We start from the raw sequence: 25,286 nt of genomic DNA, 5'->3' as shown, positions 1-25,286 counted from the left end.
CAAGTAAGTGCTCCTACATCACTGATTGAATCCACATCTATTCTCGCCACTTCAAGCGGATCAATAGAAACGAATCGGTAGATAAAAGTCGAGCTCAAACGCTTCATTCTCATTCAAGAAATGGTTGTTATGGTAATGCACATATGCTGGTGTCGAGCGCAATTTAAATCCCGACTCTGGTAACCATGTTTCTAGTACGTTACTGATTTGAGGGAGCAATTCGCCATAAACCCCTTGAAGGCGGAACACTGCATGTAACCCACCGGGGATCACCATTTGATTAACCACACCACGAAAGTTCAAAGGCTCATCTATCGCAATGCAGGCGACATAGCGACATTTATCTAAATCGACCCATGCAGGGTTTGAATGGTGCAAGCCAAACTGCGCAGAGAAGTCTCGATTTTCAGAGTTCGCCCACGCTTTCAGCACTAGCCAGGCATTTCTAATCGAACGGTTGTAACCATCGTGACGGACATACGCCGCTAGCCGCTCCGGTATTTCTATAATTTTTGGCTGTGGCAAAGCTCGATCCGCTACGCGTCGGTAGCCTGCTGCCACTTCGGGGTCTTTTAAATAAGGTTTGTCGGACACTTGTAAATCATGCTTACGCCACTCCCCCGGAGACATCTCAAATGTCGATTTGAAAGCCCGGCTAAATGAAGATAAAGAGCTAAAGCCACAGTTATTGGCAATATCGAGTACCGTCGATTGAGTATCAAACATCAATTGGTTTGCCGCATACTCCATGCGCGTCCGGCGAATATATTGATGAATCGATTCCCCAACCACTTGCTTAAAAATACGATGAAAGTGCTGTTCGGAGTACGCAGCAACATCCGCAAGCTCCTTGGCTGCAAGCTCTTTACTGATATCTTTATGGATATGAAAAAGCACGTCATTGATTCGAGAAATATGTTGTCGGTTCACAAGCACAAATAGCATAAATGGACATATTCATAAGCATAAATGGACAAACCATATTGAGCAATGCCCTGTACTATAAAATCATAAAACCGTTATACAAAAATACAGGTGTACACATGGAAATCGCTCAATCGCTGCAACAAATTCAATCTTCATATATTCGTGAAATTCTGGCAGCGGCCTCTGACAAGAACGTCATTTCTTTAGCGGGTGGATTACCTGATGAAAAAACATTCCCAATTGATCTAATGAAACCGACGCTAGAATCACTTTCAGATATGCCTGAAGTATTCCAATACGGTTCTACCGCGGGTTATGGCCCACTACTTGACCATTTAAATGAGCGTTTTGAATTACCAGAAACCCATAGCGCGATGGTTTGTACTGGCTCTCAACAAGGTTTAGATTTAATTGCTCGCGCTTACATTGACCCAAATGACACGGTTGTGATGGAAGCACCAAGTTACCTAGGAGCGATGCAAGTATTCGGTTTAGTTCAAGCGAATATTGAGACGGTTTCTCAAACCGAGTTTGGCCCAAACCTTGAAGAACTAGAACAGTGCTTTATCAAGCATTCACCTAAAATGTTTTACGCGGTACCTGATTTCCACAACCCTACAGGTGTATGTTGGGCACTAGAAACACGTAAAAAGGTCGCTGAGCTTTGTGTTAAGTATCAAGTCGCCTTCATCGAAGATGCACCCTACCGCGAACTACGATTCACCAATGAAGCATTACCTATGGTGTCTGACTTCTGTCCACAGCATTCAATCGTATTACGTTCATTTTCTAAGATCGCATCTCCTGGCTTACGCATTGGTGTGGTGACTGGTAAGCAAAGTTACCTAGAGCCACTGATTAAGGTAAAACAAGGCGCCGACCTACACTCGAGCGTGCCGATGCAAGCGTTACTACTAGGCTTGCTTAAACACGATAACTTTGAACAGCATATGGAAAAAATCCAAACCTTGTACAAAGAGCGCTACCAAGTTCTGTTTTCTGAACTAGAAAAACAGTTACCAGAAAATTGCGTATTGAAGCCAGTGGATGGCGGGATGTTTGTTTGGTTATCTCTTCCTGAGTGCGACACTTTCGATCTTGCGAAAAAGCTACTAGCAAATGGGGTAGCAGTGGTACCTAGCCCGGTTTTCTACCCGAACCCAGAAAACACGCCAGCGGCTGTTCGTCTAAACTTCACTAACGCAAAACCAGATGAGTTGGTCGAAGCCGTTACGCGCCTTGCAAGTGTTCTGAAAGAGACGCTTGCATAAGTTATGCGAACTCATTTGACTCGAAGTAAACGAGCCACTTAACTCGCTGACTCAATTAAAGAAAACGCCCACAGAATGAACTGTGGGCGTTTTTGTTGGCGTCTACTTATTTTGTCTTTTATTCAAACATTACTCGACCAGAGACGCTCCTTGAGATTGAATCACTTGTTGGTACCAGTAAAAGCTCTTCTTACGTTTACGCTCTAAGCTGCCAGTTCCATCATCATGACGATCAACGTAGATGTAGCCATAGCGTTTACTCATTTCTGCTGTCGAGTTTGCTACGAGATCGATCGGCCCCCAACTGGTGAACCCCATTAACTCCACGCCATCCAATATCGCTTCTTTTGCTTGCACTAAATGATCATTTAAATAAGAAATGCGGTAGTCATCGATGATCTCCCCTTCCTCATTTATCTCATCGCGGGCCCCTAAACCATTCTCAACAATGAACAGAGGTTTTTGGTAACGGTCATACAGCATGTTCAACAAGATCCTCAGCCCTTTCGGGTCTATCAACCAACCCCATTGGCTTTTATCTAAATAAGGATTCGGTACACTGTCGACGATATTTCCGACTTCTTTCTGTTTAGGATCCGCACTCGCACAGCCGCTCGCATAATAGCTAAACGAGATGAAATCGACACTCGCGCTGGCCAGTTCAGATAAATCGCCATCCTCCATATCAATGACGATGCCTTGCTCTCTAAAATATCTCAGCATATAACCCGGATATTTACCGCGAGTTTGTACATCTCCAAAGAACAACCACTTATTGTTTTCATGCATCGCTGCAATCACATCGTCTGGGTTACAGGTATACGCGTAATTGATCGCTCCCAGCAGCATATTGCCAATCTTAGCGTCAGGAATGATTTGATGACAAAGATTCACCGCACGCGCGTTCGCGACTAACTGGTGATGTATCGCTTGATAAATTGCCTGCTCAGATGCGTCTTCTTGCAACCCTACACCAGTAAACGGCGCATGGAGTGACATGTTGATTTCATTGAAGGTTAGCCACAGTTTGACTTTATGTTGATAGCGTTTGAAAACAGTTTCTGCATATCGCTCGAAAAACGTGATGAGCTGACGGCTCGCCCACCCACCATAGTTTTCAACCAGTGCATACGGCATTTCGTAGTGCGACAAAGTCACGAATGGTTGCATCCCATGCTGAGCAAGCTCGTCGAAAATTCTATCGTAGTACGCTAAACCTTCTTCATTTGGCTCTAGCTCATCACCATTTGGGTAGATTCGGCTCCATGCAATCGACAAACGTAAACAGTTGAAGCCCATTTCATTAAACAGGCTAATGTCTTCTGGGTAGCGGTTGTAAAAATCAATCGCGAGGTCTTTGATGCCAGAACCTCTTTCATCACGAGTTTGATGAGGACTAAGAATTCCATTAGGTAACATATCTGATGTAGATAACCCTTTACCTGATTTATCGAAAGATCCTTCTACTTGGTTAGCTGCAATCGCGCCGCCCCACAAAAAGTCATTAGGGAAAGTTGTCATTGTCATGTCTCGATAAGAATTTGATTCGAGTGTAGCCCACAATCTAGGAACGAAATGAGGGTTTGTTCAAACCTCATCTGTTCCTATTTAACTTCTTTCGTATTCCTGTTTGAAAGCCTGATTAATAACGTCGAGTGGCCGTGGTTATTGGCTATTGGCTATTAGCTATTAGCTATTGCAAATTACCTATTCCCCCTTCTAGGAAATAGTAATTCTGATACTCGTATTTGATTAAGTAGTACTGAAGCCAACGCACCTGTTTTCCGACGGCATCCACTATCAACAAGGTATTATCTTTCCCGTTACCGCGCTGTAGCCATTGATGAAATTTATCGACAGGTACAGAACGGAAATTGACCACTTGTTTACCCGACTCCACACGTTGGAAGTTCTCCCGCACGTCAATTGGCATGCTATTACTCTGTTTTGCCTTTTCTAGAAACACGGCTTTATTGATCAATTTCGCCTTAAATTCGTCAGCGCTGATCAGTTTATTTAGGTCAACGGGGGTTTCATCCAGTAATACCGTCATTTCTGGGTATGCGTTAACCCAGTCCAATACTCCAGCATCAAAAGCATAAACGTCATTCAACCCATCTTTCATTAAACGGCGCGCAGCTTGATACGACTTTTTGCAGTCATGCCCATTACAATACACCACGAGTTTGCTGCCTTTCTTAGCCAGATTTTTAGCTTTCTCTTCAAAGCCCAAATTCGACATCGTGACATTAATCGCTTTAGAAATATGAATAACGTCATACTCTAATTTGGAACGAACATCGATAATCACAACATCGTCGTATTGCTTTCTCAGCTGCTCGACTTCAATCACAGGCACATCGCTGAATGCACTTCGATAAGGAAATCGCTCGCTTGCCACAGACATTGAGCTAAAAATTAATACCAGAAGCGTCATCAATACTGCTTCTAGACGATTAACAATACTCATGTGAAGATCCTTATTCCGTCTACCTTATGAGCATAGGAGAGCCCTACTCAAGGTCAACTTAGCTAATTTCATCCAGAGCGCAACGAGTAAACGTTCAACGAGTCTCGGAGAATTTAAGCCAAAGGCAAACCTTTTTAAGTTAACACTAAGTATGAGACCAACGGCATGTTCTACGCCCTTAGTTTCTTATATAAGGAGGAGTTAGTACGACGATGCTTAATTTAGCCTATGTAAAACAACACAATAAAAATCACCCTACACAATGAATAAAAGCAATATTTATCAAGTCTTCACACGGCTGTTTGGCAACACAAACTCAACGAATCAAGCTTGGGGTACCATAGAACAAAATGGCGTTGGCAAGTTCGCTGATTTTACCGACAAAGCGCTTGGTGAGATTCATAAACTCGGCATTACACACATGTGGTATACCGGAGTGCCTCACCACGCCGTTATTCGTGATTACACCAAGTTCGGTATAGATAACGATCACCCGAGCATTGTGAAAGGCCGAGCAGGCTCCCCTTACGCAGTTAAAGACTATTACTCGGTGAATCCTGATTTAGCGATCAATCCGGCTAACCGCAATCAGGAGTTTTTCGATCTGATAACGCGAACCCATGCTGCTGGTATGAAAGTCATTATCGATATAGTGCCTAATCACGTGGCCAGAGTTTACAAAGGGCTTAATAACCCAGAAGGTGTAGAAGATTTTGGCAGCAACGACGACGATTCTGTCGAATACCATAAAAACAACAACTTTTATTACCTTACCGAACAGTCATTTTCTCTGCCTGATTCACTGCAGGCAGAGCCTCCACTCGCCGGCGAAGCGCATCCAACTTTAGCTTTCCCTTATCAAGAAACACCCGCAAAGTGGACGGGTAACGGCTCACGTTTAGCGCAACCCAATGCGGACGATTGGTATGAAACGGTGAAGGTCAATTATGGCGTAAGGCCTAACGGGGAAAAAGATTTCGTGCAGCTTCCTGAAGCTTATCGACACAAAGGGCATCAAGCGCACTTCGATTTCTGGCAGGATCAAGCTGTCCCGGACTCGTGGATAAAGTTTCGCGATATCGCACTTTATTGGCTCAACCAGGGAGTTGATGGATTCCGCTATGATATGGCAGAAATGGTGCCCGTGGAGTTCTGGAGTTATATGAATTCATGGATAAAGCATGTAAATCCAGATGCGTTTCTGATGGCAGAAGTGTATCAACCCGACCTTTATCGAGACTATATTCAGCTAGGTAAAATGGACTACTTGTACGATAAAGTGGATCTATACGACTGCTTGAAAGATATCATTCAAGGTAAAGGCTCAACACGAGATATCGGGCGTATAGAATACGAACTTCGTGATATTGAACACCACATGCTGCACTTTCTTGATAACCACGACGAACAACGTATTGCATCTCCTGAATTCGCAGGTTCACCTGAAAAAGCGAAGCCAGCCATGCTTATTTCCGCGTGTTTGTCATCTTCACCCACCATGATTTATTTTGGCCAAGAAGTGGGTGAACCCGGAGCTGAACACGCAGGGTTTGGGTTACCTTCGCGTACTTCGATTTTCGATTATATCGGCGTACCCCATCATCAACGTTGGATGAATAACGGAAGATTTGATGGCGGCCAGCTATCAGAATCTGAATCTGAACTTCGCAGCTTTTATCGAAAGTTACTCAACCTCTCGCTAAATAGCGCTGCGCTCGTAGGGAACTACCACGATTTGTACGGTGCCAATTTTGATAACTTTGGAGATATGCAGGACTCAGTATTTGCGTTTGCGCGTTCGAGTCGCGATGAAAAGCTCGTCATTGCAGCAAACTTCAGTGACAGTCTGAGTCGAAATTCTAACCTCATCATTCCAACTGAGCTCATCAAGTATTGGCAACTCGATGATGGTCATTACGTCGTCACCGACCAGCTCAATGATCAAGACTACACTTTGGCTGTTGAGGACCAGCAAGGTTGTCTGAATCTCGATTTCACTCCGCTGGCTTGTTTCTTCTTGTCTGTTAAGAGCCAGTAAAGCCTAACGTCACACAACTTCACCGCATCTAAGCAGCCCAAAATTCTATTTTGGGCTGCTTTTTTGATTGTGTGCACAAAACAACCAAGTGATATAGCTATAGCCTATAGCGAATGCACAATAATCTATTTTTTATTAGCGCTTATTTTCCATAGACTCCCAATCAATCTAACGACATGGACGATACCTATGAAAAAGCTCCTTGCTCCACTTTCACTGTTTGCGATTGTTTCGGCTAGCCCTAGTTTCGCCATGACAGAAGGCGAACTCACAATTTGGATCAATGGCGATAAAAGCTACGAAGGATTGGCAAAAATTGGTGAGCAATTTGAACAAGATACTGGGGTCAAGATTTCTGTTCAGCATCCAGAATCGTTAGAAGATCGTTTTGAAAAAGCTGCAGCCAAAGGACTTGGTCCAGACATCATTATTTGGGCTCACGATCGCTTTGGTGGGTACGCTGAAGCAGGGTTACTAAAAGAGCTTAAGCCAAGTCAGGAATTTAAAAACAAACTGGTTGATTTCAGTTGGGACGCGGTAACCGTGAATGGAAAAGTCATGGGGTACCCGATTGCTATCGAGACACCTTCACTTATTTACAACAAAGACTTACTTCCAGAACCGCCCAAAACATGGGAAGAGCTCACCGCTATTCATCAAAATATGCAAAAGCAGGGAAAGACCACCATTATGTGGGACGTGAAAAACGCTTATTTTACGTGGCCAATGATTTCTTCTGGTGGGGCCTATGCATTTGAAAAAACACCTGAAGGGTATAACGGCTCTAAGACCGGGGTAAATAATGAAGCTGGCATCAAAGGCTTGCAGTTTCTCGTCGACATGGTGAATCAAGGCGTGATCAATCCTGATATGGATTATTCCGTATCTGAAGCAGCCTTCAGCAAGGGGCAAGTTGCTATGACCATAAATGGGCCTTGGTCTTGGGGTAACTTAGACAAGTTAGGGCTAAATTATGGGGTGGCAGAACTACCCACCCTAAATGGTGGAAAAGGTAATCCATTTGTAGGCGTACTTAGTGCAGGCATTAACGCGGCCAGTCCAAATGAATACTTGGCTCAAGAGTTCATTGAAAATTATTTGTTTGTCGATGAATCATTAAAAACCATGAACGATGACAAGCCATTAGGTGCAGTAACGCTCAAAACATTTCAAAAAATCTTAGAGAGCGATGAACGTATCAAAGCAACCATGACCAACGCGAAAAATGGCGAAATCATGCCGAACATCCCACAAATGACCGCTTACTGGTTCGCTCAAGGCGCGGCAATAGATAACGCCATGCTTGGCAAACAAAGTGTCAAAGAGGCTCTAGACAACGCCGCTAAGCAAATCACTAAATAGAATTCTTAACTACCATTGTTTCATGTTCTTTTGCCGAGGGTTAACCCTCGGCCTTTTTCGTGATCAATTTAATCAGCGCCGTGGTAGGCTCGGTCAGCGTTCCAGCTTTGGTATAAATACCTATCTGACCAAACTGTTTTTTGTTCAGCCATAACTGCTTCAACCCTTTGTCCTCAAAATGTTGTTCCATTTTCGACGTATACGGCATGATGGCATTTGTCATTCTCACCATATCAATACTGGCTGCCAGCGAGTCCAATTCATAAATCACACGCGTTTCTTGTTCTGCGACGGTAAATGATTCCGCAACCTCTTGAGTTAACACTTCACCATGCCGAGCATGATCTGGCGTAACTTTGAGTAATGGGTAATCAAGGGCACTTTCGACAATATCGCTTTGCCCTAACAGAGGGTGATTTGGCCCCACGTACCACGCTTCCCTTTCACGAAATAGAGGAATAAAACGGACTCTGTTACGGTTATTAATACCATTAATTTCATGACCAACAAATAGATCTATATCGTCATTCACCAAATGGTGCAGCATAGATAAGCCATTACCAAACTCAATATGCATAGAGCTGTTCGGGAATGACTTAGTAAAAGTTTCGACCGCCTCAGCCCCAAAGCATTCCCACCACGCTTCACCAATCCCCAGCTTCACTTTACCGCTGCTTCGCAGTTTCATGTCTGACATTTGGTGCATCATTTGGTTATGCCGCTCTTGTACTTCTTGCACATAGCGAAAGTACACCCAGCCATATTCTGTCAGTTCAACGCCTTTCGATTTACGAGTAAACAAATCAGTACCGAGCTGGGCTTCCAATTTTTTTATCGCCGTTGTCAATGATGGTTGGCTGATAAACAGCTTCTCTGCTGCCGCTTTTATGCTGCCCTGTCGAGCCACTTCATGAAAATATCGGTATTGTTTATCCACTGTCTATATCACCTTTGCACCTGTACACAGCAGGTTACCTTTTGGTATTGATTTTATCTATATTCAGATTCAAAGAATCAATTATTTTTGTTCTGATTGCTTAGATATAGTGCCAAATAACATCATTGATAATTAAGGCAATATTATGGAGAAGCGTTGGTGGCACAACAGCGTGGTATATCAAATTTACCCACGCAGTTTCTGTGATTCAAATAACGATGGCATTGGCGACTTACAAGGAATCATCAGCAAACTCGATTACCTCGCCACCTTAGGGGTTGATGTGATTTGGCTGTCTCCAGTCTACCAATCCCCAATGGACGATAATGGCTACGACATTTCAGACTATCAAGCGATTGCACCTGAATTTGGCACCATGGATGATATGCGGGAGCTGTTATCTGAAGCGAAGCAACGCGGGTTAAAAATCGTTATTGATTTAGTAGTCAACCATACGTCTGATGAGCACCCGTGGTTCGTAGAGGCTAAGCAAAACCCTAAGAGTGACTACCGAGATTTCTATATTTGGCGAAGTGCGAGCGCCGATGGTTCTCCTCCCAACAATATAGACTCAATTTTTGGCGGGAGCGCATGGCAATGGGATGAGCAAAACCAACAATACTACTTCCACCTTTTCTCACAAAAGCAACCAGACCTTAACTGGGAAAACCCTAAGCTGCACGACAAGATATTCGAGATGATGAATTGGTGGATAGACCAAGGCATAAGCGGATTCCGTTTGGACGTTATAGACTTGATTGGCAAAGAGATTGATAAAGGGATCACAGGAAACGGGGACCGCTTACACCCGCTGCTTCAAACTATGAACCGTGCCACTTTTGGTGACAAAGATCTGCTGACTGTCGGGGAAACTTGGGGAGCGACGCCCGAAATTGCCAAACTGTATAGCGACCCTAGGCGTGATGAGTTGTCTATGGTATTCCAATTCGAACATATCACTCTGACGTGGCAAAACGGCGACAAGTGGCGACCAATTGATCTCGATCTCAATGCACTCAAGCAAGTACTTACTAAATGGCAAATTGAGTTAAGTGATCAGGGCTGGAATTCTCTGTTTTGGAACAACCATGATCTGCCCCGTGTGGTATCCAAATACGGCTGCGAGCATCAACACCGAGTCCAGTCGGCCAAAATGCTCGCGACTACACTGCATTTCATGAAAGGCACTCCTTACATCTACCAAGGCGAAGAAATCGGAATGACAAACGTGGCGTTTGATTCCATCGAACAATACCAAGATATCGAGACCTTAAACTTCTACAAAGTCAAAACTGAATCCGGTGTGAGCCACCAGCATATGATGAAAGCAATTAATGAAAATGGTCGAGACAATGCCAGAACACCGATGCAATGGAATGGGAAAGTGTATGGCGGATTTACCAAAGGTACACCTTGGCTAGAAGTAAACCCTAACTACGATTCAATCAATGTTGACGCCGCGCTAGAAGATGAAAGCTCTATTTTCTATCACTATAAAAAACTGATTGCTTTACGTAAAGCCAATCCAGTAATTGTGTATGGTGATTTCATCCCATTGTTTGAAACGCATCCTCAAGTCTTTGCCTACGAGAGAAAAGATCTGCAGCAGCATATTGTCGTGGTAAACAACTTTAGCCGTAATGAAATACAGATGAACCTGCCCGAGCATTTATCTAATCGTAAGGTCCTGCCCCTAATTGCCAATTACTCTGGGCCAACCCACTTCACTGAAAGTATTACACTGCAAGCATACGAGTCTTTTGCCGTGAGAATACACGTCTAAACGAGTTTTGCTTTCAAAAAGAAACCGCAGCAATAAGAGCTGCGTTTTTTTTCAAGTCGGTATGAGTGAGGTTGGTGTTATATAAGAGAGGTAATCGCCAAAATCACCCACCAAAGTAGCGAAGAGATAACGACTAAACTCAACCACGTAATACTCACCGACCATGCTTCAAAGAATAGCGAAATTCCAAACTGCCAATTAGCGAATTCAAAACCCATCAATATCACACTAACAACCAAGATCACGATGATTGAACCTTTTAGTGCATTGTTAAAGTCACTACGGCTTGGAATACAGTGGAAACACACTAATGAAATCACCAAATACCAAAGTAATGTCGGAAGGTCGTTAAAAGCAATCCCAAGAATCGCCATGAAGTTATCAGCTAAATGCACGAGTACTTCGACGATTCCATCACGATGCGAAATGTATGAAAACGATTGTGTCGAGAACCCAAGTAACACACTGGATAGATATAGGATAAAGGCTGCACCAGCGATGGGAGCTATCGCGATGAAAAACACTCCAATCGATTGATAAAGTGAAGTTTTGTTCCAAGTGTGGCTAACGTAGCCTAGGCGCCCATCGGCACCGAATTGAAACAAGCTTACCTTATGAATTTTATGCCGAAACAACAGCGCCATAAAAGCATGGGAGAGCTCATGTATAGGTGTACCAACTGCTGCAGATACGTAATAAATAGCTTTTCCGAGATACGACCTTTGTACACTGGGCATGACCGCACTAGCGATTAACTGATGGAAACCGATCACCAAGGCCACAGGGATAACAAAGCAAGCAAACGTGATCAGAATAGTCATAATTCACCGGATATCAGATACAAAAAAGCCCGTTGATAATCAACGGGCTTTTTCTGGAATATGGCGGTGAGGGAGGGATTCGAACCCTCGATACGTTTCCGTATACACACTTTCCAGGCGTGCTCCTTCGGCCACTCGGACACCTCACCAAATTGTTGCTAAGCATGCTGCTCGACGAGGCGCTAATTTAATGATATTACTCTCTTAGGTCAAGGGCATTCATTAAAAAAACCACTGAATTTGATTCGTTCGTCTACAAAATAACTAATTAGATCAAAAACAAACCAAAAACCATCAAACTTAATGCAGTTACGCTTGTTGGTAGTAACCAGGAACCTTGAACCATTTACGGCACATGTCTAAGAAGTAACCGTACAGTACGCCCATACCGCATGAAATGACTGCATTGCTGGTAACCGCCGTAATGATTTGATCAGTAGAGGCACCTACCGCTAACAAAATTCCGGCGTAGACCGGCGATTGAAAGAGTACATACGCAACCAAGTCTGAAACATTCTTCATAAATGAAGTATTAGAAATACGGGCGCCATTACGCAACATCCAATCACGAAACACTCCGTAAGGCCATGCAATTGCAATATTTACCGGGATAGATAGCGTTCTAGAGGCCAATGACTGCTCAAATGTCATACCAGAAATGAATACTTCCACAATCATTCCAGATACAAAACAAAATACTACCATTGCAAAAGTATCCGCTGCTGCGTTTCGAATACAAAATGGGCCACGAGACTTCATTTACCTACACCTAAAATATATCACTAGTAAAGTTGCAATTTAACAACACGTAAAGGATGGCTTTTACACACAACCCAGTCAATAACGCTATTAAATCACAACATTTGCAGTAATACATTCCGCATTTGTTTTTGAGTGGTAAATTTACAACCAAAAACAACGAAAAAACCAGTGAGAATCACTGGTTTTTTTGATATAGATTAAATAACAATCAAAGTGAAAGTAATTTTCTGTAATTTAAAAACAAAATCAGAAGTCTGAGAGCTTGACCGTAATTAAGTTCACATCATCTTGATTGGGGCGCTCTGCGTTATCTAACGCGTGCATTGCGCTCTGAATGGCGGACTTCAGCATGTCGCAACCATTAGGCTGTATGAGAACTAAAAGTTTTTTAAGTTCCTTACTGCCCGCCTCGAAATTAGAATCTTCCAACGCGATATAGAAAGAGACTAAAGTATCTTCAATACTTCCAGACGTCGCTTCTGTAGGCTGCTGCTCAGGGTTATATTGATAAAGTTTCTTGGCATATCGATATAACGCATCATCAAGCTCGCGCTCATCGATAGGCTTAGCCACAATATAATCGACCCCGGCGCCTAACATTCTTTCTCGGGTTTCTTTGAATACGTCTGCGGTGCACCCAAAGATCAAGACTCTGTCCATATCACCGCGTAAGGAGCGTATTGCGGTGGTCGCTTCAACGCCATCCATGACAGGCATATGGTTATCCATCAACACCAAATCAAATCGCTCTGCCACAATAGCTTGAACCGCTAATTCACCATTCTCTACGCTGTGGCATTCAAAGCCTTTACTCTTCATAAAGGTTTCAATAATGATAGTATTTGTACGATTATCTTCGACGATCAGGACCTTGAGCCCAGAATAATTCAATTTTCGATGAGCGATATTTTCAACCGAGCCGGGCTTACATGGCTCCATTTCTACCAGCACGTCAAAACTGGTTCCGATACCTTCTTCACTGGTTACAGTAATATCGCCACCCATTAACGCTGAGATCTTTTTCACAATGGCTAAACCTAGCCCTGTGCCACCAAATCGACGTGTAGTGGAAGATTCAGCCTGCTCAAACGGTTTGAATATTCGGGCTTGTGCTTCTTTAGAAATCCCTATGCCAGTGTCTCTTACACGTATAGAAAGGTAAGTTTTTCCATCTCGTTCGGTTTCTTTTAAGTAAACCTCAACGAAACCTCTGGCGGTAAATTTCACAGCGTTATTCAACAAGTTAAAAAGAACCTGCCTTAAGCGGGCTTTGTCGGAATAATACCAACGCCCAGATGGCACTTCGGAATACACTTTAAATTGCAGCCCTTTTTCAGATGCCAACGTGTGGTAAACACTATTAATACTGCCAATGATTGAATCTAGAGGGAAGCTAGTAAAATCAAGGTCGAGGTGCCCTTGCTCGATTTTCGAGAAATCTAGTATTTCATTCAGTAAGGTCATCATATGATCGCCGGAATCGTAAAGGCTCTTCATATGCTTTTCTTGATCTTTATCTAGCTTGGTTTTCAATAAGATCTGAGCGGTTCCGAGTACGCCATTCATCGGTGTGCGGATCTCATGGGAGAGTGTTGCTAAGAATGCTGTTTTAGCGTTAGTAGATGCCTGCGCTTTCACTTTCTCAGCTTCAAGGAAAATCGTTTTTTCGTTAAACGCTTTGATCAGGTGAGCAATTTCATCTTGGCTATTGTATGTGATATCGATAATTCCGCCGGCTTTCGAATCATCTACTTTCTTAGCGATAATGATGATTGGTGAAATCAGGTATCGATTAAGTAAGTAATAACCCGCCATGACACACAATAAAAGGAACGGAACAATCCCACTCTCTACACTCATCACTTGTTTGAACACTTCATCCGCCACTAAGTGTTTCGAGTTAACGACTTCAACCTTCCAGTTGAATTCACCGAACTCAATGTGACTAATATAAATACCTTCGACTAACTTAAAATTATGCGCAACCAATACATGCCCATGAGTATCTCGGAGTGTAATACCCAAATCGTATTCTTCAGCGTGATCTTTAATAAACTCAAGTAACCCTTCAAGGGAGAGATCGACGGTCGTAACGCCTGCGAATTCACCCTCTAAATAGTAAGGCGCAGAAACGGTAATCATTTGGACATGGGTGAAAGGGTCGATGTATACATCAGACCAAGAGATCTCACCGACAGGTAGATTGACGACTGAGGTGTACCAACTTTCTTCGTGGTACGCTGAAGCTTCAGGGTTATTGTACGACTCGATTTTATCGATTTTCCCATCCGCTGCTTTATTAAAAAACAGACTATCGCGTTCTCTGTCTGGACTGAGCATTCGAGGTTCAGGCCAAACGCCACCACTGACAACAATACTGCTACTGGTCGAAAACAAAGATTGAATAAGTTTAGCCAGGCTATCGTGATCACGCTCTGATTGAGCAATACCAACGATACCATTAAGAAGGCCATGAGAGCTGTTAAGAGGTTCTTGAATAAGAGAGGAAAGAAGCTGAGTTCGGAGATCGAGGTTTTGTTGCAACCTATCCCTGACTGGAGGCTCGACAACGAAATAGGTAATACTACCGATAATGGCAATAAAGATCGCAAGGTATAAGCCTAGAGCTATCATGCTCTTTTTCTTCAATGAAGAACGTATATCCATAATAAATCGCTGTTTTCTTTTTAGTTTAATCTATCGGGAATAAACTGCTACATCAAACCTTTTTAGATGCGAACTAGATTGGTAAGATGTGCGCTGAATACATTTTTATACTTTTATTGGTACCGAACTTTGACTTTACAAGAGATTCTTGCGCTTCCTGAACTTGAGGAAAAGCTCTTAAATGAAAGCAAAACCCTTGGCTTCGTGACAGCGATGGCTGCCGCGCCAAATGTATTAACGCCTCATGAGTGGCTTCCATTCTTATGGGGTGGTGATGAAGTCGCTCCTTTTACCGACGGCGAGCAGCTTGAACTTTACATCGAAGCGATTATCGCAATGTGGAACGACGCCCGCCCTGCCCTCATTGAAGGTACTTGGACATGGCCTGAAGCTTGTAAACTCAACGAAGAAGAAATCGTGAACGAAGCAGCTCGCGACTTCTGTGAAGGAGTACTTCAAGGTTGGCAGCTTGCTCGTGACGACTGGGAAACGCTAATGCCTGAAGACAGCGAAGACAATGCACTACTTGGCGGTGTCTTACTTTCTTTAAGCATGCTGTATGACCCAGAAACGTCTATCGCTACATTAGCGGAGCAAGGCATTGAAGGGCTTGAACAATTTGAAGAAATCTTCAACGCTATCCCCGTAATGCTGTGCGGCTTAACTCAACGCGGTATCAGCTTAGCTGAAGCTCAGTAATACAGCTTCATTTAAAAACAAAGGCCTCATTTAGAGGCCTTTGTTGTATTTATAAGAAAGCTTTCCAGTCGAAGTCATCAATTCTTTCATCTGCGATATAAAATAGCTTACTGGATGGCGGAACACTAGAATTTAGCTCAGGGTTGAGTTCAATCCCCTCACCTGTATCTATCGCGATCAAAGTAGCTTGGTATTGCTCTTTAAACATGGTGAAGATAGGCGCAATGGTTGAAGCATTGGCTTCCTTAGGGAAATACGTTGAGTATTGGGTCATACCCCGTGTCGAACTGAGTAATTCTTGGTGAAGGGCACTAGAGCCAGGGTCTACCGCTGCCTTAGCGAGCATTTCAGCGCCAACGGCTGGAATACACTCAGAGTTAGGGCAATGTTTATGCAGTAAGTCACTAAGCGCCTCATCTTGGAAATAAACCAGCAGATGGGCATCGGGATTGCGGTTGGCACAATACAGCGCAGCAGACAGCGTGACGTCATCTTCAGGGCTATCAATCAAAATGCAACTTGCGCTATCAATTTCAGTTTTATCCATTTCTTTGCCATCGGTGTAGCTATTAACACGAACAAAGCTAATTTCACCTGGCAGTGGATTTTCGATGTCTGAGCGAGTACACAGCACGATTGGTCGTTTACCTGTTTCTTCATGTTGAAGCATTCGAATCAAATGTATGGTTCTTTGCTCATTCCACCCAAGCATCAAAATGTGATTGTCCACACGTACTCTCCTTTTCCCTAACAACCCAGCGCGCCAGTAATAAACGCCTTCGCTTGCCGCTTTGCCCAGTAAGGCAGCAAACAAACTTAGTCCACCTGGAATAATAAATAAAATGACGATCCAGCGGCCTAATTCTGTCGTCGGTGACATATCACCATAACCGACCGTCGATGCCGTCACGACCAAATAATAAATAAAAGTAGTAAATGAAGCCGTAAGATCCGTTTCATTCGCAAACCTTAACAACAACCAAGACAATGCAACGTATGCGATAAAGGTAAACAGAAGATTTTTGCCGTTAAGCTCAAAAATGTTCGCATGCACCCAGCGCTTTAATTGCAACCAAATCATCATATTGATGTTCCCTTACCATATAGATGAAAATAATAATGCGGTATAAAACCTTATACATCAATAATTAACAACTATCTATTGTCAGTAGATACAAAAAAGCCAGCAACTAAGCTGGCTTTTATTATCTAGTATCTAAAACGCCTACGCGTTTCCTTTCACCTGAACATTTAGCTGTTCAGCAAAATCCAACATGCGATTTAGCGGAATAAGTGATTTAACGCGAAGCTCTTCAGAAACAAAGATTTCGTGATCTTCACCGCCATGCTCTAGTGCGGTTTCAATTGCCTGAAGGCCGTTCATTGCCATCCAAGGACAATGAGCACAGCTACGACAAGTTGCCCCAGCACCAGCAGTTGGCGCTTCGATTAGCTCTTTTTCAGGAACCAATTGCTGCATTTTGAAGAAAATACCTTTATCAGTCGCAACAATCATCTGCTTATGAGGTAGTTCTTTCGCTTTTTTAATCAGCTGACTCGTAGAGCCAACAGCATCCGCTAATTCTACAACACTCGCTGGAGATTCAGGGTGCACTAAAATTGCCGCTTCTGGGTACACAGACTTCATTTTCTTCAAAGCGTCAGCTGAAAATTCGTCGTGTACGATGCACTCACCTTGCCAAAGCAGCATATCTGCACCGGTTTGGTTGGCAATGTAAGAACCTAAGTGGCGGTCTGGCCCCCAAATGATTGGTTTACCATCAGCATCTAAGCTTTCTACGATTTCAAGAGCAATACTCGAGGTTACCACCCAGTCAGCACGCGCTTTTACAGCGGCAGAAGTATTCGCATACACAACGACCGTGTGGTCTGGGTGTGCATCACAAAACTCAGTGAATTTGTCAGCTGGACAACCAAGGTCAAGAGAGCATTCAGCTTCAAGGGTTGGCATCAGAATACGTTTCTGAGGCGTAAGAATTTTTGCAGATTCACCCATGAAACGAACACCCGCGATGATTAGCGTACTCGCGTCATGGCGGTTACCAAATTTAGCCATTTCTAATGAGTCACCAACAAAGCCGCCAGTTTCTTCAGCTAATGCTTGGATCTCAGGATCGGTATAGTAATGGGCAATCAAGACTGCATCTTTTTCTTTTAGTAGTGTCTTGATTTTCGCAACGTGTGCAGCTTTCTGGTCTTCAGTTAGTGGCACAGGTTTTGGTGGGAATGGGTATACAGTGTCGATTTTGTCTAGAATGTGACTCATTGCTCTTGCTCTACGCAACTTCTGATAATCCGAGCATTCTACACCTGAACAGGGCTAAGGATCAAAAAGGTTTCACAATTATAGAGACGAAAAAAAGGGCGCTAGCAGCGCCCTTCTTCATTCAAGCTTTATAAGTGGGTTTTCGCCACTTTGGCTGAAGCACTATTTGGGTGCTCGGCAACAACTTGTTGGTAATATTTCTTAGCTTGCTCAGGGTTATTATTCCTAGCCGCAATATCACCAAGTTTGACTAATGCGTCTGCTCGCTTATTGGAATCTTTATAAGCCACAACGGCAGCAAAGCTCTTCACTGCTTCTTTATCTTGTTTCTTAGCAAAATAAAGCTGGCCTAACCAATAATGAGAGTTTGGCGTAAAAGTCGAGTCAGGATAGTCTTTCTGGAATTTCTGGAATGCAACAATAGCACCCGTGTAATCCCTTTGCTTTAAGATCATATCCACCGCATTTTGATATGCGGTTTGCTCATCAACATCAGAACTAAACGTTCCAGTTGGCTCGCTCGGCACATTTTCACCAGAAACTGGCGCAACAGCCGTTGAAGAATTCTTAACTTCGTTACGAACACGATCAAGCTCAATGAATAGCTCGCGCTGACGCTCAAGCATCTGCTGCATATCGTAGCTGTTTCTTTCAAGCTGACCACGCAGCTCGCTAATTTCCAAAGCCATATCATCGATTTGCTGCTGCATTTGTAGCTGCACACGATTTCGGTTCTGTAATAAGCGTTCTAAACGTTGAATGTCCGTTTCATTGGAAACAGATGATGACGTAGTCGAAGGTGAGGTAGAAGTAGCGGATGAGTTACTGATGTCTGATACTGGAGCTGGTGCAGCGAACGCTAGGTTCGCTGCACTTGCCAGTAACGTAAGCGTAACTACTCGCTTAGTGTTACTGAACATGAGGCAATTCCTCAATTAGATAGTTTACTGAGATTAGTAAACTAGTACTGCGCGACGGTTCTTAGCGTACACTTCTTCAGATTGACCTAGAAGAAGTGGCTTCTCTTCACCGTAGCTTACGATAGAGATTTGGTCAGCTTGAACACCTAGAGCTTGTAGGTATTTAGCTACAGCTTGTGCACGACGCTCGCCTAGTGCGATGTTGTACTCAGGAGTACCGCGCTCATCAGCGTGACCTTCGATAGTTACGCTCATATCTACGTTCTTGCTTAGGTAAGCAGCGTGCGCAGAAAGCATAGCTTCGTAATCGCCAGCGATAGTAGAGTTATCGAATGCGAAGTAAATTGTTTGAGTTTCGCGTAGTGCTTGCTCTTTTAGCTCTTGCTCAGAAAGTTGTGCATTCGCGTCGATTGGCGTTACTACTGTAGTATCTACAGAGCCTTCAGAACCAGAAGTAGACTGGTTAGTTTCAGTGCCAGATGTTGCTGAAGTTGCGTCATCACTTGAGCTACATGCAGTTACTGCCATTACTGGTAGAGCAATAAGCAGTCCTTTAAGAACTTTATTAAGTTGCATCTTATTTTTCCTTACGTTATCAAACTTAGTTGCTATAAAAACGGAGACCATGCAGGAGCTCTTACGCGCCCATTTGTTGCCGGTAATCTAGCTTTAAATCGACCATCAATGGAAACCATCGAAAGTACATTTGTCTTGTTATAAATGGAGCTATAAATAACCATACCACCATTTGGAGCAATACTTGGTGACTCGTCCAGAAGTGTTTTAGTTAACACTTGAACTGCCCCCGTTTCCAAATCTTGTTTAGCCAGATTAAACCCTGAATTACTGCGATTAACCATAATTAGGAATCGACCATCAGGTGTTATTTGACCACCTAAGTTTTGGCTGCCTTGCCAAGTAAGACGAGTTGTCGAATTGTTTGTCAAATTTACCCTATAAATCTGAGGTTTACCACCACGATCAGATGTAAAGATGAGAGACTTACCATCTGGATGCCAGAATGGTTCAGTATTATTCGCTCTACCGCGTGTTACTTGGGTCAATTTTCGAGTCGCCAAGTCTAGTGTATAAACTTGCAAACTACCGGTTTTCGAAAGCACTAGTGCTAGCTTCTTGCCATCTGGCGAGAATCTTGGCGCACCATTGTGACGAGGGTATGACGTCAACTTTTCTCGCTCGCCACTGTAAATATTCATTAGGAATATTTCAGCTTGGCCATTTTGAAAACTTACATACGCTAGTTTCTTGCCATCTGGTGACCATGCTGGCGACATCAAAGGTTGCTTTGATCGCAGCACCAATCTTTCATTAAAACCATCGTAATCAGCTACACGAAGCTGGTATGGGTATTTATCTTTATCACTGACCACGACATAGGCAATACGTGTTAAGAATGCGCCTTTTTCGCCAGTAAGCTCTTCATAAACCAAATCCGAAATGCGGTGAGCGTATTCGCGTAAACGTGGGCCAGGTACAGTCGCACGCTTGTTGAAAAGAACATGATCTTTAGAGAGAACGAGCTGACCTTCATCACTTAACGCTTTGCTTTGGCCGTTAGTAAGCTGGCCACGCACAATATCAATTAGCTGGTAATTAATAACATACTGACCTTCAGCGTTCTCGCTGATGGTACCGGTTAAAAGTGAGTCAACGCCTAACGTTGTCCATGCATCAAAATTAACTTCTGCTTCGCTGTATGGCGTTTGAGGCATTTTATTGGTAGCGATTGGGCTGAACTTACCACTTCTTTGTAAATCAGACGCTATAACCGCAGACACATCGTGTGGTAATGCTTTGTTGCCTTCCCACTTAAATGGAACAATCGCGATTGGGCGAGCTGAGTTAATGCCATCTGTAATCACCAACTCCAATGCAGCATTGGCTGCTTGGCTGCTCATCGCTATTACACAAACAAAACTCAGTAATAGTTTCTTTAACACTGGTTAATCCTTTTACTCTGGTAATACAGTTAAGTTGATATTCTTCAACGAATTGACGACATCAGGGTCTTTCGGTAATGGGTAAGACTTCACCTGAGCGACTGCACGTTTAGTTGCAGCACATAAGCGAGAATCACCTTCCAAGATACTTAAACTACCCAAGATTGCCGTAGAGCCCGTCGGTATTAGCTTTAAGTTCACTTTGCAAGCTTTGCCACGAAAGCTATCTTCAAGTAACAAATTCTGCTGAATAAGTTGCGTATAAATCGCTCCATAACGATCTGCTTCCGAGGTAACAAATTGCTGCCTAGCTGAAGTATTTTGAGAAGCCTCTGTTTCTAGCCCTGCAAAGATATCGTTAAGTGCAGCTTCTTGCTCTTTACGCTCACGTTCCGCTCTAGCAGCAGCTTCTTTCGCTTTACGCGCTTTTTCTGCGGCTTCTTTTGCGGCTTTCTCTTTTGCGATACGCTCTTTTTCAGCACGCTCAGCGGCTTCTTTCTCTTTACGAGCTTTCTCTGCCGCTGCTTGTGCCGCTTTTTCTTTCTCTATTCGTTCCTTTTCAGCCTTTGCAATCGCAGCTTGTTTCGCCACACGCTCTTGCTCTGCTTTCTTCAAAGCGGCTTCTTTCGCTTTTCGATCCGCCTCAGCTTTTGCCGCGCGTTGCTGTTCTTTCTTTACACGAGCTTCTTCGGCTTTTAATTGTTTCTGCTTTTCAGCTCGCCGTTTCTCAGCTTCTCGTGCCGCTTTGGCTTCTTTTGCTTTTTGTTCTTTGAGCTTACGAATGTTCTCTTCTTCTGCTTTACGATTACGTTCCAAACGCTCGCTTTCGCGACGAAGCTTGTCTAAACGCTCTTGCTCTTTTTTACTAGCTGCCTCACGCTGTTGACGAATCTGGTTCGCTTGGTCGCGTACTAATTGGGGGTCAATCACCACCGCTTGAACCATTTGCCCACTAGGCTCAGGTTTAGACATAGTAAAATCCGCTCCCCATAATAGGGCAACGGCTAAAACAATATGTAGACCAAACGAAATAACGAGAGGCTTACCATAGTTACTCTTTCTATTTTTTTTAGTATCTTTCATGAGTGCTACGGAACTATTCCCTTATATCCGTTAATAAGCCGACTTTAGGTACACCTGCTCGGCTAAGCTCATCTAGTAGTAACACGACTTCTGCATATGGCGTAGCTGCATCACCACCCACCGCTACTGGCGAGTTAGGATTAATGGTTAGCTCAGCTTTAACCCTAACGATTATATCTTCAAGGGATAACCCTCTTTGTACTTCATCGTTATTGACGCTTAAACCAAGCTCTCCCTCTTTATCCACTTCTACAATGATAAAGCTTGAATTATCGTCTCCCATTAGATCTTGTGCTGATTTAGCAGTCGACGCTTCAGGTAACTCGACATCAACGCCTTGAGTCACGAAAGGTGAAGTCACCATAAAGATGATCAACAACACCAGCATCACATCGATGTAAGGTACAACGTTGATCTCAGCGGTCATCTTCCGTTTTTTGGGTTGGTATCCTGCCATCGATTATTCCCTGCCCGCCATTGCTTGACGGTGAAGGATGCTATGGAACTCTTCTGAGAATGTCGCGTAGTTGTGTTCAAGCTTACCAACACTGCTGCTAAAGCGGTTATAAGCCATTACTGCTGGGATTGCAGCAAACAAGCCCATCGCGGTTGCGATCAACGCTTCTGCGATACCCGGAGCAACCATAGCAAGTGTGGCTTGCTTTACTTGGCCTAACGCGATGAATGAGTGCATGATGCCCCAAACTGTACCAAACAGGCCAATATAAGGGCTAATAGAACCAACGGTTGCTAAGAATGGCAAGTTAGTTTCAAGTTCGTCCACTTCACGAGCAACCGATACTCGCATCGCACGACCCGTACCTTCCATAATGAAATCCGGTGATGCAGCATTCGATTTACGTAGACGCGCAAACTCAGTAAAGCCTGCGTAAAAAATTTCTTCTGTGCCTGAAAGATCATCTTTGCGCTTATTGCTTTCTTGATAAAGTTGCGCGAGGTCGACACCTGACCAGAATTTATCTTCAAATACTTCGGTATCTTTTGCAGCTTGAGAAAGTACTTTGCTGCGCTTGATGATCATTGCCCAAGACAAGACTGACATACCCATAAGCGTAAGCATTACCAGTTTTACAAGTAAACTTGCATCAAGAATAAGGTCTAAGATTGAAATATCAGCTGTCACTGTTGATTAGCTCCGAAATAATGGATTGCGGCATAGCCTTGGGTTTCATTTTTTGACTATCGATACATGCTACCTTAACCATTGCTTTACACAATGCTTTGCCGCCAGGATTTACGATTTCCTGACAGAATATAATGGATGCACGTTTGAGTTCAGAAATAGTTGTTACAACCTGCAACTGGTCGTCCAGCTTGGCACCTTGAATAAAATCAATATCAATGTGTCGGACAACAACACCAATATTTTGTTCTAACAAAGTTTTCTGTGATATGCCGACAGAACGTAATAGCTCAGTTCTAGCGCGCTCAAGAAATTTAATATAGTTGGAATGGTACACCACCCCACCTGCATCAGTGTCTTCGTAATAGACGGTCACAGGCCATTTGAAAGGTTCAGCGAGTCCCTGCAAATTCAGATACCATTATGATAAATCAACAAAGATATCACTATAACTCATGTCAATAAGATTGGTACAAGAGGGAAACTGATTTTTTGAGTTGAGTGGAGAAAATTGAGGCTATCTGGATAAGATAGCCTCAAATAGATTACAAACCGAACAATCTCTTCTTTAGATAAAGTAAACGATTGTCAGGTACAGCAAGATTGTAAGTGAACAATAAGGGCTAAACAGTAACTGCCAAAACCAAGCTCTTGGTTTAAAGCCAATCCCATAAACCATACTTGAGCACACAGCCCAAATCAGCATAGGGGCAATAATCGCGTTAAAGCCGCCGATACTTACTGAGTAAGCTTCTGGATCCCACATCACTAGGCCGACATGCATAAAGCCTAAGACAAGAGATAAAGCGCGTATTAACGCTTTATCCATGGGAGCATGCAGCTTACTCACCTGCTCAGCGAGGTTACTCACTGTCTTTATCCATCATTTCTGAATGCTCTAACCAAAGAGCATTAATGATGCCGAATGCACATGCTAGAAGTACACCCAAAATCCATGCGAAATACCACATACAATTTCTCCTAAGTTATTTAACTTCTAGCTTAGTAAGCTGAAACGTCGTTATCTTCGATGTGTTTCTTATCTAGACGACCAAACATTTTGTAGTAAGTCCAAGTCGTGTAGCCCAAGATTACTGGAACCATAACGAAAGCAACGGCTGTCATTAGGTTCAAGCTCAGCTCACTCGCTGTAGAGTCCCACATAGTTAAACTATGGCTAGGGATCAGGCTAGAAGGCATTACGAATGGGAACATTGCAAAACCAGCCGTTAAGATCACACCTGCGTTAGTCAAGCTTGAGAACAAGAATGCGAAGCCACCGCGATCAATACGAGATGCAATAACAGCTAATAGCGGCATAATGACACCTAGCGCTGGAGCAGCCCATAATGCTGGGTAAGTTTCAAAGTTAGTCATCCACGCACCCGCTTCACGAACCACTTCTTTATTCAGTGGGTTCGAATCAGCCATCGTGTCGATAACACTTGTAATAACATAGCCGTCGATGTTTTGAACCCAGAATCCACCAACTACAAATAGCGCAGCAATGGCAACACCTGATAACTGAGCAGTGTTGCGAGCACGAGATTTAACATCATCCGTGGTTTTCATCTGTAGCCAAGTTGAACCTTGGAGGATAAACAAAGCTAGCGCCAATACACCACAAAGTAGAGCAAACGGGTTCAGCAAACCAAAGAATGAACCTTTGTACTGAGACATCAGCAGATCGTTCAATTCAAATGGAACGCCTTGTAGCAGGTTACCAAATGCCACACCGAAAATGATCGGTGGAACCGCGCCGCTAAAGCAGATAGCGCCATCCCAAGCGTTACGCCATTTTGGGTTCTCAATTTTTGAACGGTAATCTAAGCCAAGTGGACGTAACCAAAGTGCAGCAAGAGCCACGTACATCGCTAGGTAAAAACCAGAGAACGACGTTGCATACACTAGTGGCCATGCAGCGAACAATGCACCACCAGCAGTGATTAACCAAACTTGGTTGCCGTCCCAGTGAGGAGCAATGGTATTGATCATCACTCGACGTTCTGTATCGTTTTTACCAATCACAGGAACAAGAGCACCCACGCCCATGTCAAAGCCATCGGTCACGGCGAATCCAACCAGCAACACACCAATCAGAACCCACCAAATCAGTCGTAAGATTTCGTAATCAAACATTCGTTATTCCCTCAC

General features: G+C 43.6%; 24 protein-coding genes and 1 tRNA gene. 5 read left to right on the top strand and 20 right to left on the bottom strand.

Annotated features, from left to right (window positions below; genetic code table 11):
- Positions 1 to 60: 60 nt before the first annotated feature.
- On the bottom strand, positions 61 to 930 hold the full coding sequence (locus ELZ11_RS13220; RefSeq protein ID WP_137357962.1) for an AraC family transcriptional regulator: 870 nt from the start codon (positions 928 to 930) through the stop codon (positions 61 to 63).
- A gap of 113 nt (positions 931 to 1,043) precedes the next feature.
- On the opposite strand from ELZ11_RS13220, the gene ELZ11_RS13215 reads away from it, so the two are divergent.
- Positions 1,044 to 2,198: an aminotransferase-like domain-containing protein gene (locus ELZ11_RS13215; RefSeq protein ID WP_137357880.1), complete on the top strand. Its 1,155-nt coding sequence runs from the start codon at positions 1,044 to 1,046 to the stop codon at positions 2,196 to 2,198.
- Between the two features lie 129 nt (positions 2,199 to 2,327).
- Here ELZ11_RS13215 and ascB read toward each other — a convergent pair whose 3' ends face one another.
- Together ascB and ELZ11_RS13205 are read right to left on the bottom strand one after the other, a co-directional pair.
- Positions 2,328 to 3,719: a 6-phospho-beta-glucosidase gene (ascB, locus tag ELZ11_RS13210; protein WP_137357879.1), complete on the bottom strand. Its 1,392-nt coding sequence runs from the start codon at positions 3,717 to 3,719 to the stop codon at positions 2,328 to 2,330.
- A 172-nt stretch (positions 3,720 to 3,891) separates the two neighbouring features.
- Complete coding sequence (locus tag ELZ11_RS13205) at positions 3,892 to 4,668, bottom strand: rhodanese-like domain-containing protein (protein ID WP_137357878.1); 777 nt, start codon at positions 4,666 to 4,668, stop codon at positions 3,892 to 3,894.
- 262 nt (positions 4,669 to 4,930) lie between these two features.
- On the opposite strand from ELZ11_RS13205, the gene ELZ11_RS13200 reads away from it, so the two are divergent.
- The gene (locus tag ELZ11_RS13200; RefSeq protein ID WP_137357877.1) at positions 4,931 to 6,706 is read left to right on the top strand and encodes an alpha-amylase family glycosyl hydrolase; all 1,776 of its coding nucleotides are present in this window, start codon (positions 4,931 to 4,933) and stop codon (positions 6,704 to 6,706) included.
- A gap of 189 nt (positions 6,707 to 6,895) precedes the next feature.
- Positions 6,896 to 8,068, top strand: coding sequence for a maltose/maltodextrin ABC transporter substrate-binding protein MalE (gene malE / locus ELZ11_RS13195; RefSeq protein ID WP_137357876.1), 1,173 nt, complete (start codon positions 6,896 to 6,898; stop codon positions 8,066 to 8,068).
- 40 nt (positions 8,069 to 8,108) lie between these two features.
- Here malE and ELZ11_RS13190 read toward each other — a convergent pair whose 3' ends face one another.
- Positions 8,109 to 9,005 carry a LysR family transcriptional regulator gene (locus ELZ11_RS13190; protein WP_137357875.1) on the bottom strand — a complete coding sequence of 299 codons (897 nt, stop codon included), beginning with the start codon at positions 9,003 to 9,005 and terminating at the stop codon, positions 8,109 to 8,111.
- Positions 9,006 to 9,150: 145 nt separating this feature from the next.
- On the opposite strand from ELZ11_RS13190, the gene ELZ11_RS13185 reads away from it, so the two are divergent.
- Positions 9,151 to 10,788 carry a glycoside hydrolase family 13 protein gene (locus ELZ11_RS13185; RefSeq protein WP_137357874.1) on the top strand — a complete coding sequence of 546 codons (1,638 nt, stop codon included), beginning with the start codon at positions 9,151 to 9,153 and terminating at the stop codon, positions 10,786 to 10,788.
- A gap of 77 nt (positions 10,789 to 10,865) precedes the next feature.
- Here ELZ11_RS13185 and ELZ11_RS13180 read toward each other — a convergent pair whose 3' ends face one another.
- The 4 genes from ELZ11_RS13180 to ELZ11_RS13165 all read right to left on the bottom strand — a co-directional run bounded on the left by ELZ11_RS13180 (position 10,866) and on the right by ELZ11_RS13165 (position 15,038).
- Complete coding sequence (locus ELZ11_RS13180; RefSeq protein ID WP_137357873.1) at positions 10,866 to 11,609, bottom strand: hypothetical protein; 744 nt, start codon at positions 11,607 to 11,609, stop codon at positions 10,866 to 10,868.
- 61 nt (positions 11,610 to 11,670) lie between these two features.
- Positions 11,671 to 11,758, bottom strand: a tRNA-Ser gene (locus tag ELZ11_RS13175).
- 160 nt (positions 11,759 to 11,918) lie between these two features.
- Positions 11,919 to 12,368: an L-alanine exporter AlaE gene (locus ELZ11_RS13170; RefSeq protein ID WP_137357872.1), complete on the bottom strand. Its 450-nt coding sequence runs from the start codon at positions 12,366 to 12,368 to the stop codon at positions 11,919 to 11,921.
- Positions 12,369 to 12,617: 249 nt separating this feature from the next.
- A complete protein-coding gene (locus ELZ11_RS13165; protein WP_483050736.1) occupies positions 12,618 to 15,038 on the bottom strand; it encodes a hybrid sensor histidine kinase/response regulator in 2,421 nt (806 codons plus the stop codon).
- Between the two features lie 129 nt (positions 15,039 to 15,167).
- On the opposite strand from ELZ11_RS13165, the gene ELZ11_RS13160 reads away from it, so the two are divergent.
- Positions 15,168 to 15,737, top strand: a complete 570-nt coding sequence (locus ELZ11_RS13160) for a UPF0149 family protein (RefSeq protein WP_167494681.1) — start codon at positions 15,168 to 15,170, stop codon at positions 15,735 to 15,737.
- A 49-nt stretch (positions 15,738 to 15,786) separates the two neighbouring features.
- Here ELZ11_RS13160 and ELZ11_RS13155 read toward each other — a convergent pair whose 3' ends face one another.
- From ELZ11_RS13155 to cydB, 12 genes are all read right to left on the bottom strand, one after another.
- Positions 15,787 to 16,821 (bottom strand): potassium channel family protein, encoded by a 1,035-nt coding sequence (locus tag ELZ11_RS13155; RefSeq protein WP_137357870.1) that lies wholly within the window; start codon positions 16,819 to 16,821, stop codon positions 15,787 to 15,789.
- A gap of 141 nt (positions 16,822 to 16,962) precedes the next feature.
- Positions 16,963 to 18,024 carry a quinolinate synthase NadA gene (nadA, locus tag ELZ11_RS13150; protein WP_137357869.1) on the bottom strand — a complete coding sequence of 354 codons (1,062 nt, stop codon included), beginning with the start codon at positions 18,022 to 18,024 and terminating at the stop codon, positions 16,963 to 16,965.
- A 128-nt stretch (positions 18,025 to 18,152) separates the two neighbouring features.
- Positions 18,153 to 18,944 carry a tol-pal system protein YbgF gene (ybgF, locus tag ELZ11_RS13145; protein WP_137357868.1) on the bottom strand — a complete coding sequence of 264 codons (792 nt, stop codon included), beginning with the start codon at positions 18,942 to 18,944 and terminating at the stop codon, positions 18,153 to 18,155.
- A 33-nt stretch (positions 18,945 to 18,977) separates the two neighbouring features.
- Positions 18,978 to 19,520 carry a peptidoglycan-associated lipoprotein Pal gene (gene pal, locus ELZ11_RS13140; RefSeq protein ID WP_137357867.1) on the bottom strand — a complete coding sequence of 181 codons (543 nt, stop codon included), beginning with the start codon at positions 19,518 to 19,520 and terminating at the stop codon, positions 18,978 to 18,980.
- 32 nt (positions 19,521 to 19,552) lie between these two features.
- The gene (gene tolB, locus ELZ11_RS13135; protein WP_137357866.1) at positions 19,553 to 20,905 is read right to left on the bottom strand and encodes a Tol-Pal system beta propeller repeat protein TolB; all 1,353 of its coding nucleotides are present in this window, start codon (positions 20,903 to 20,905) and stop codon (positions 19,553 to 19,555) included.
- 12 nt (positions 20,906 to 20,917) lie between these two features.
- Positions 20,918 to 21,988 (bottom strand): cell envelope integrity protein TolA, encoded by a 1,071-nt coding sequence (gene tolA, locus ELZ11_RS13130; RefSeq protein WP_137357865.1) that lies wholly within the window; start codon positions 21,986 to 21,988, stop codon positions 20,918 to 20,920.
- A 13-nt stretch (positions 21,989 to 22,001) separates the two neighbouring features.
- The gene (gene tolR / locus ELZ11_RS13125; protein ID WP_137357864.1) at positions 22,002 to 22,445 is read right to left on the bottom strand and encodes a protein TolR; all 444 of its coding nucleotides are present in this window, start codon (positions 22,443 to 22,445) and stop codon (positions 22,002 to 22,004) included.
- 3 nt (positions 22,446 to 22,448) lie between these two features.
- Entirely contained in the window at positions 22,449 to 23,132 is a 684-nt protein-coding gene (gene tolQ, locus ELZ11_RS13120; RefSeq protein WP_137357863.1) for a protein TolQ, read from the bottom strand.
- Positions 23,122 to 23,541, bottom strand: coding sequence for a tol-pal system-associated acyl-CoA thioesterase (ybgC, locus tag ELZ11_RS13115; RefSeq protein ID WP_137357862.1), 420 nt, complete (start codon positions 23,539 to 23,541; stop codon positions 23,122 to 23,124). Before ybgC ends, tolQ begins: the two co-directional genes overlap by 11 nt.
- A gap of 159 nt (positions 23,542 to 23,700) precedes the next feature.
- Complete coding sequence (gene ybgE / locus ELZ11_RS13110; RefSeq protein ID WP_137357861.1) at positions 23,701 to 24,003, bottom strand: cyd operon protein YbgE; 303 nt, start codon at positions 24,001 to 24,003, stop codon at positions 23,701 to 23,703.
- The gene (cydX, locus tag ELZ11_RS13105) at positions 23,996 to 24,103 is read right to left on the bottom strand and encodes a cytochrome bd-I oxidase subunit CydX (protein ID WP_000270284.1); all 108 of its coding nucleotides are present in this window, start codon (positions 24,101 to 24,103) and stop codon (positions 23,996 to 23,998) included. The genes ybgE and cydX overlap by 8 nt, the downstream gene beginning before the upstream one ends.
- A gap of 31 nt (positions 24,104 to 24,134) precedes the next feature.
- The gene (gene cydB, locus ELZ11_RS13100) at positions 24,135 to 25,271 is read right to left on the bottom strand and encodes a cytochrome d ubiquinol oxidase subunit II (protein WP_137357860.1); all 1,137 of its coding nucleotides are present in this window, start codon (positions 25,269 to 25,271) and stop codon (positions 24,135 to 24,137) included.
- Positions 25,272 to 25,286 lie beyond the last annotated feature (15 nt).

Origin of the sequence: Vibrio profundi (genome assembly GCF_005281835.1) — a bacterium.
In the GTDB taxonomy this organism is placed as follows: Bacteria; Pseudomonadota; Gammaproteobacteria; order Enterobacterales; family Vibrionaceae; genus Vibrio; species Vibrio profundi.
The sequence above is the reverse complement of the archived record's forward strand: the minus strand, read 5'-3'. Positions and strand labels throughout refer to the sequence as shown.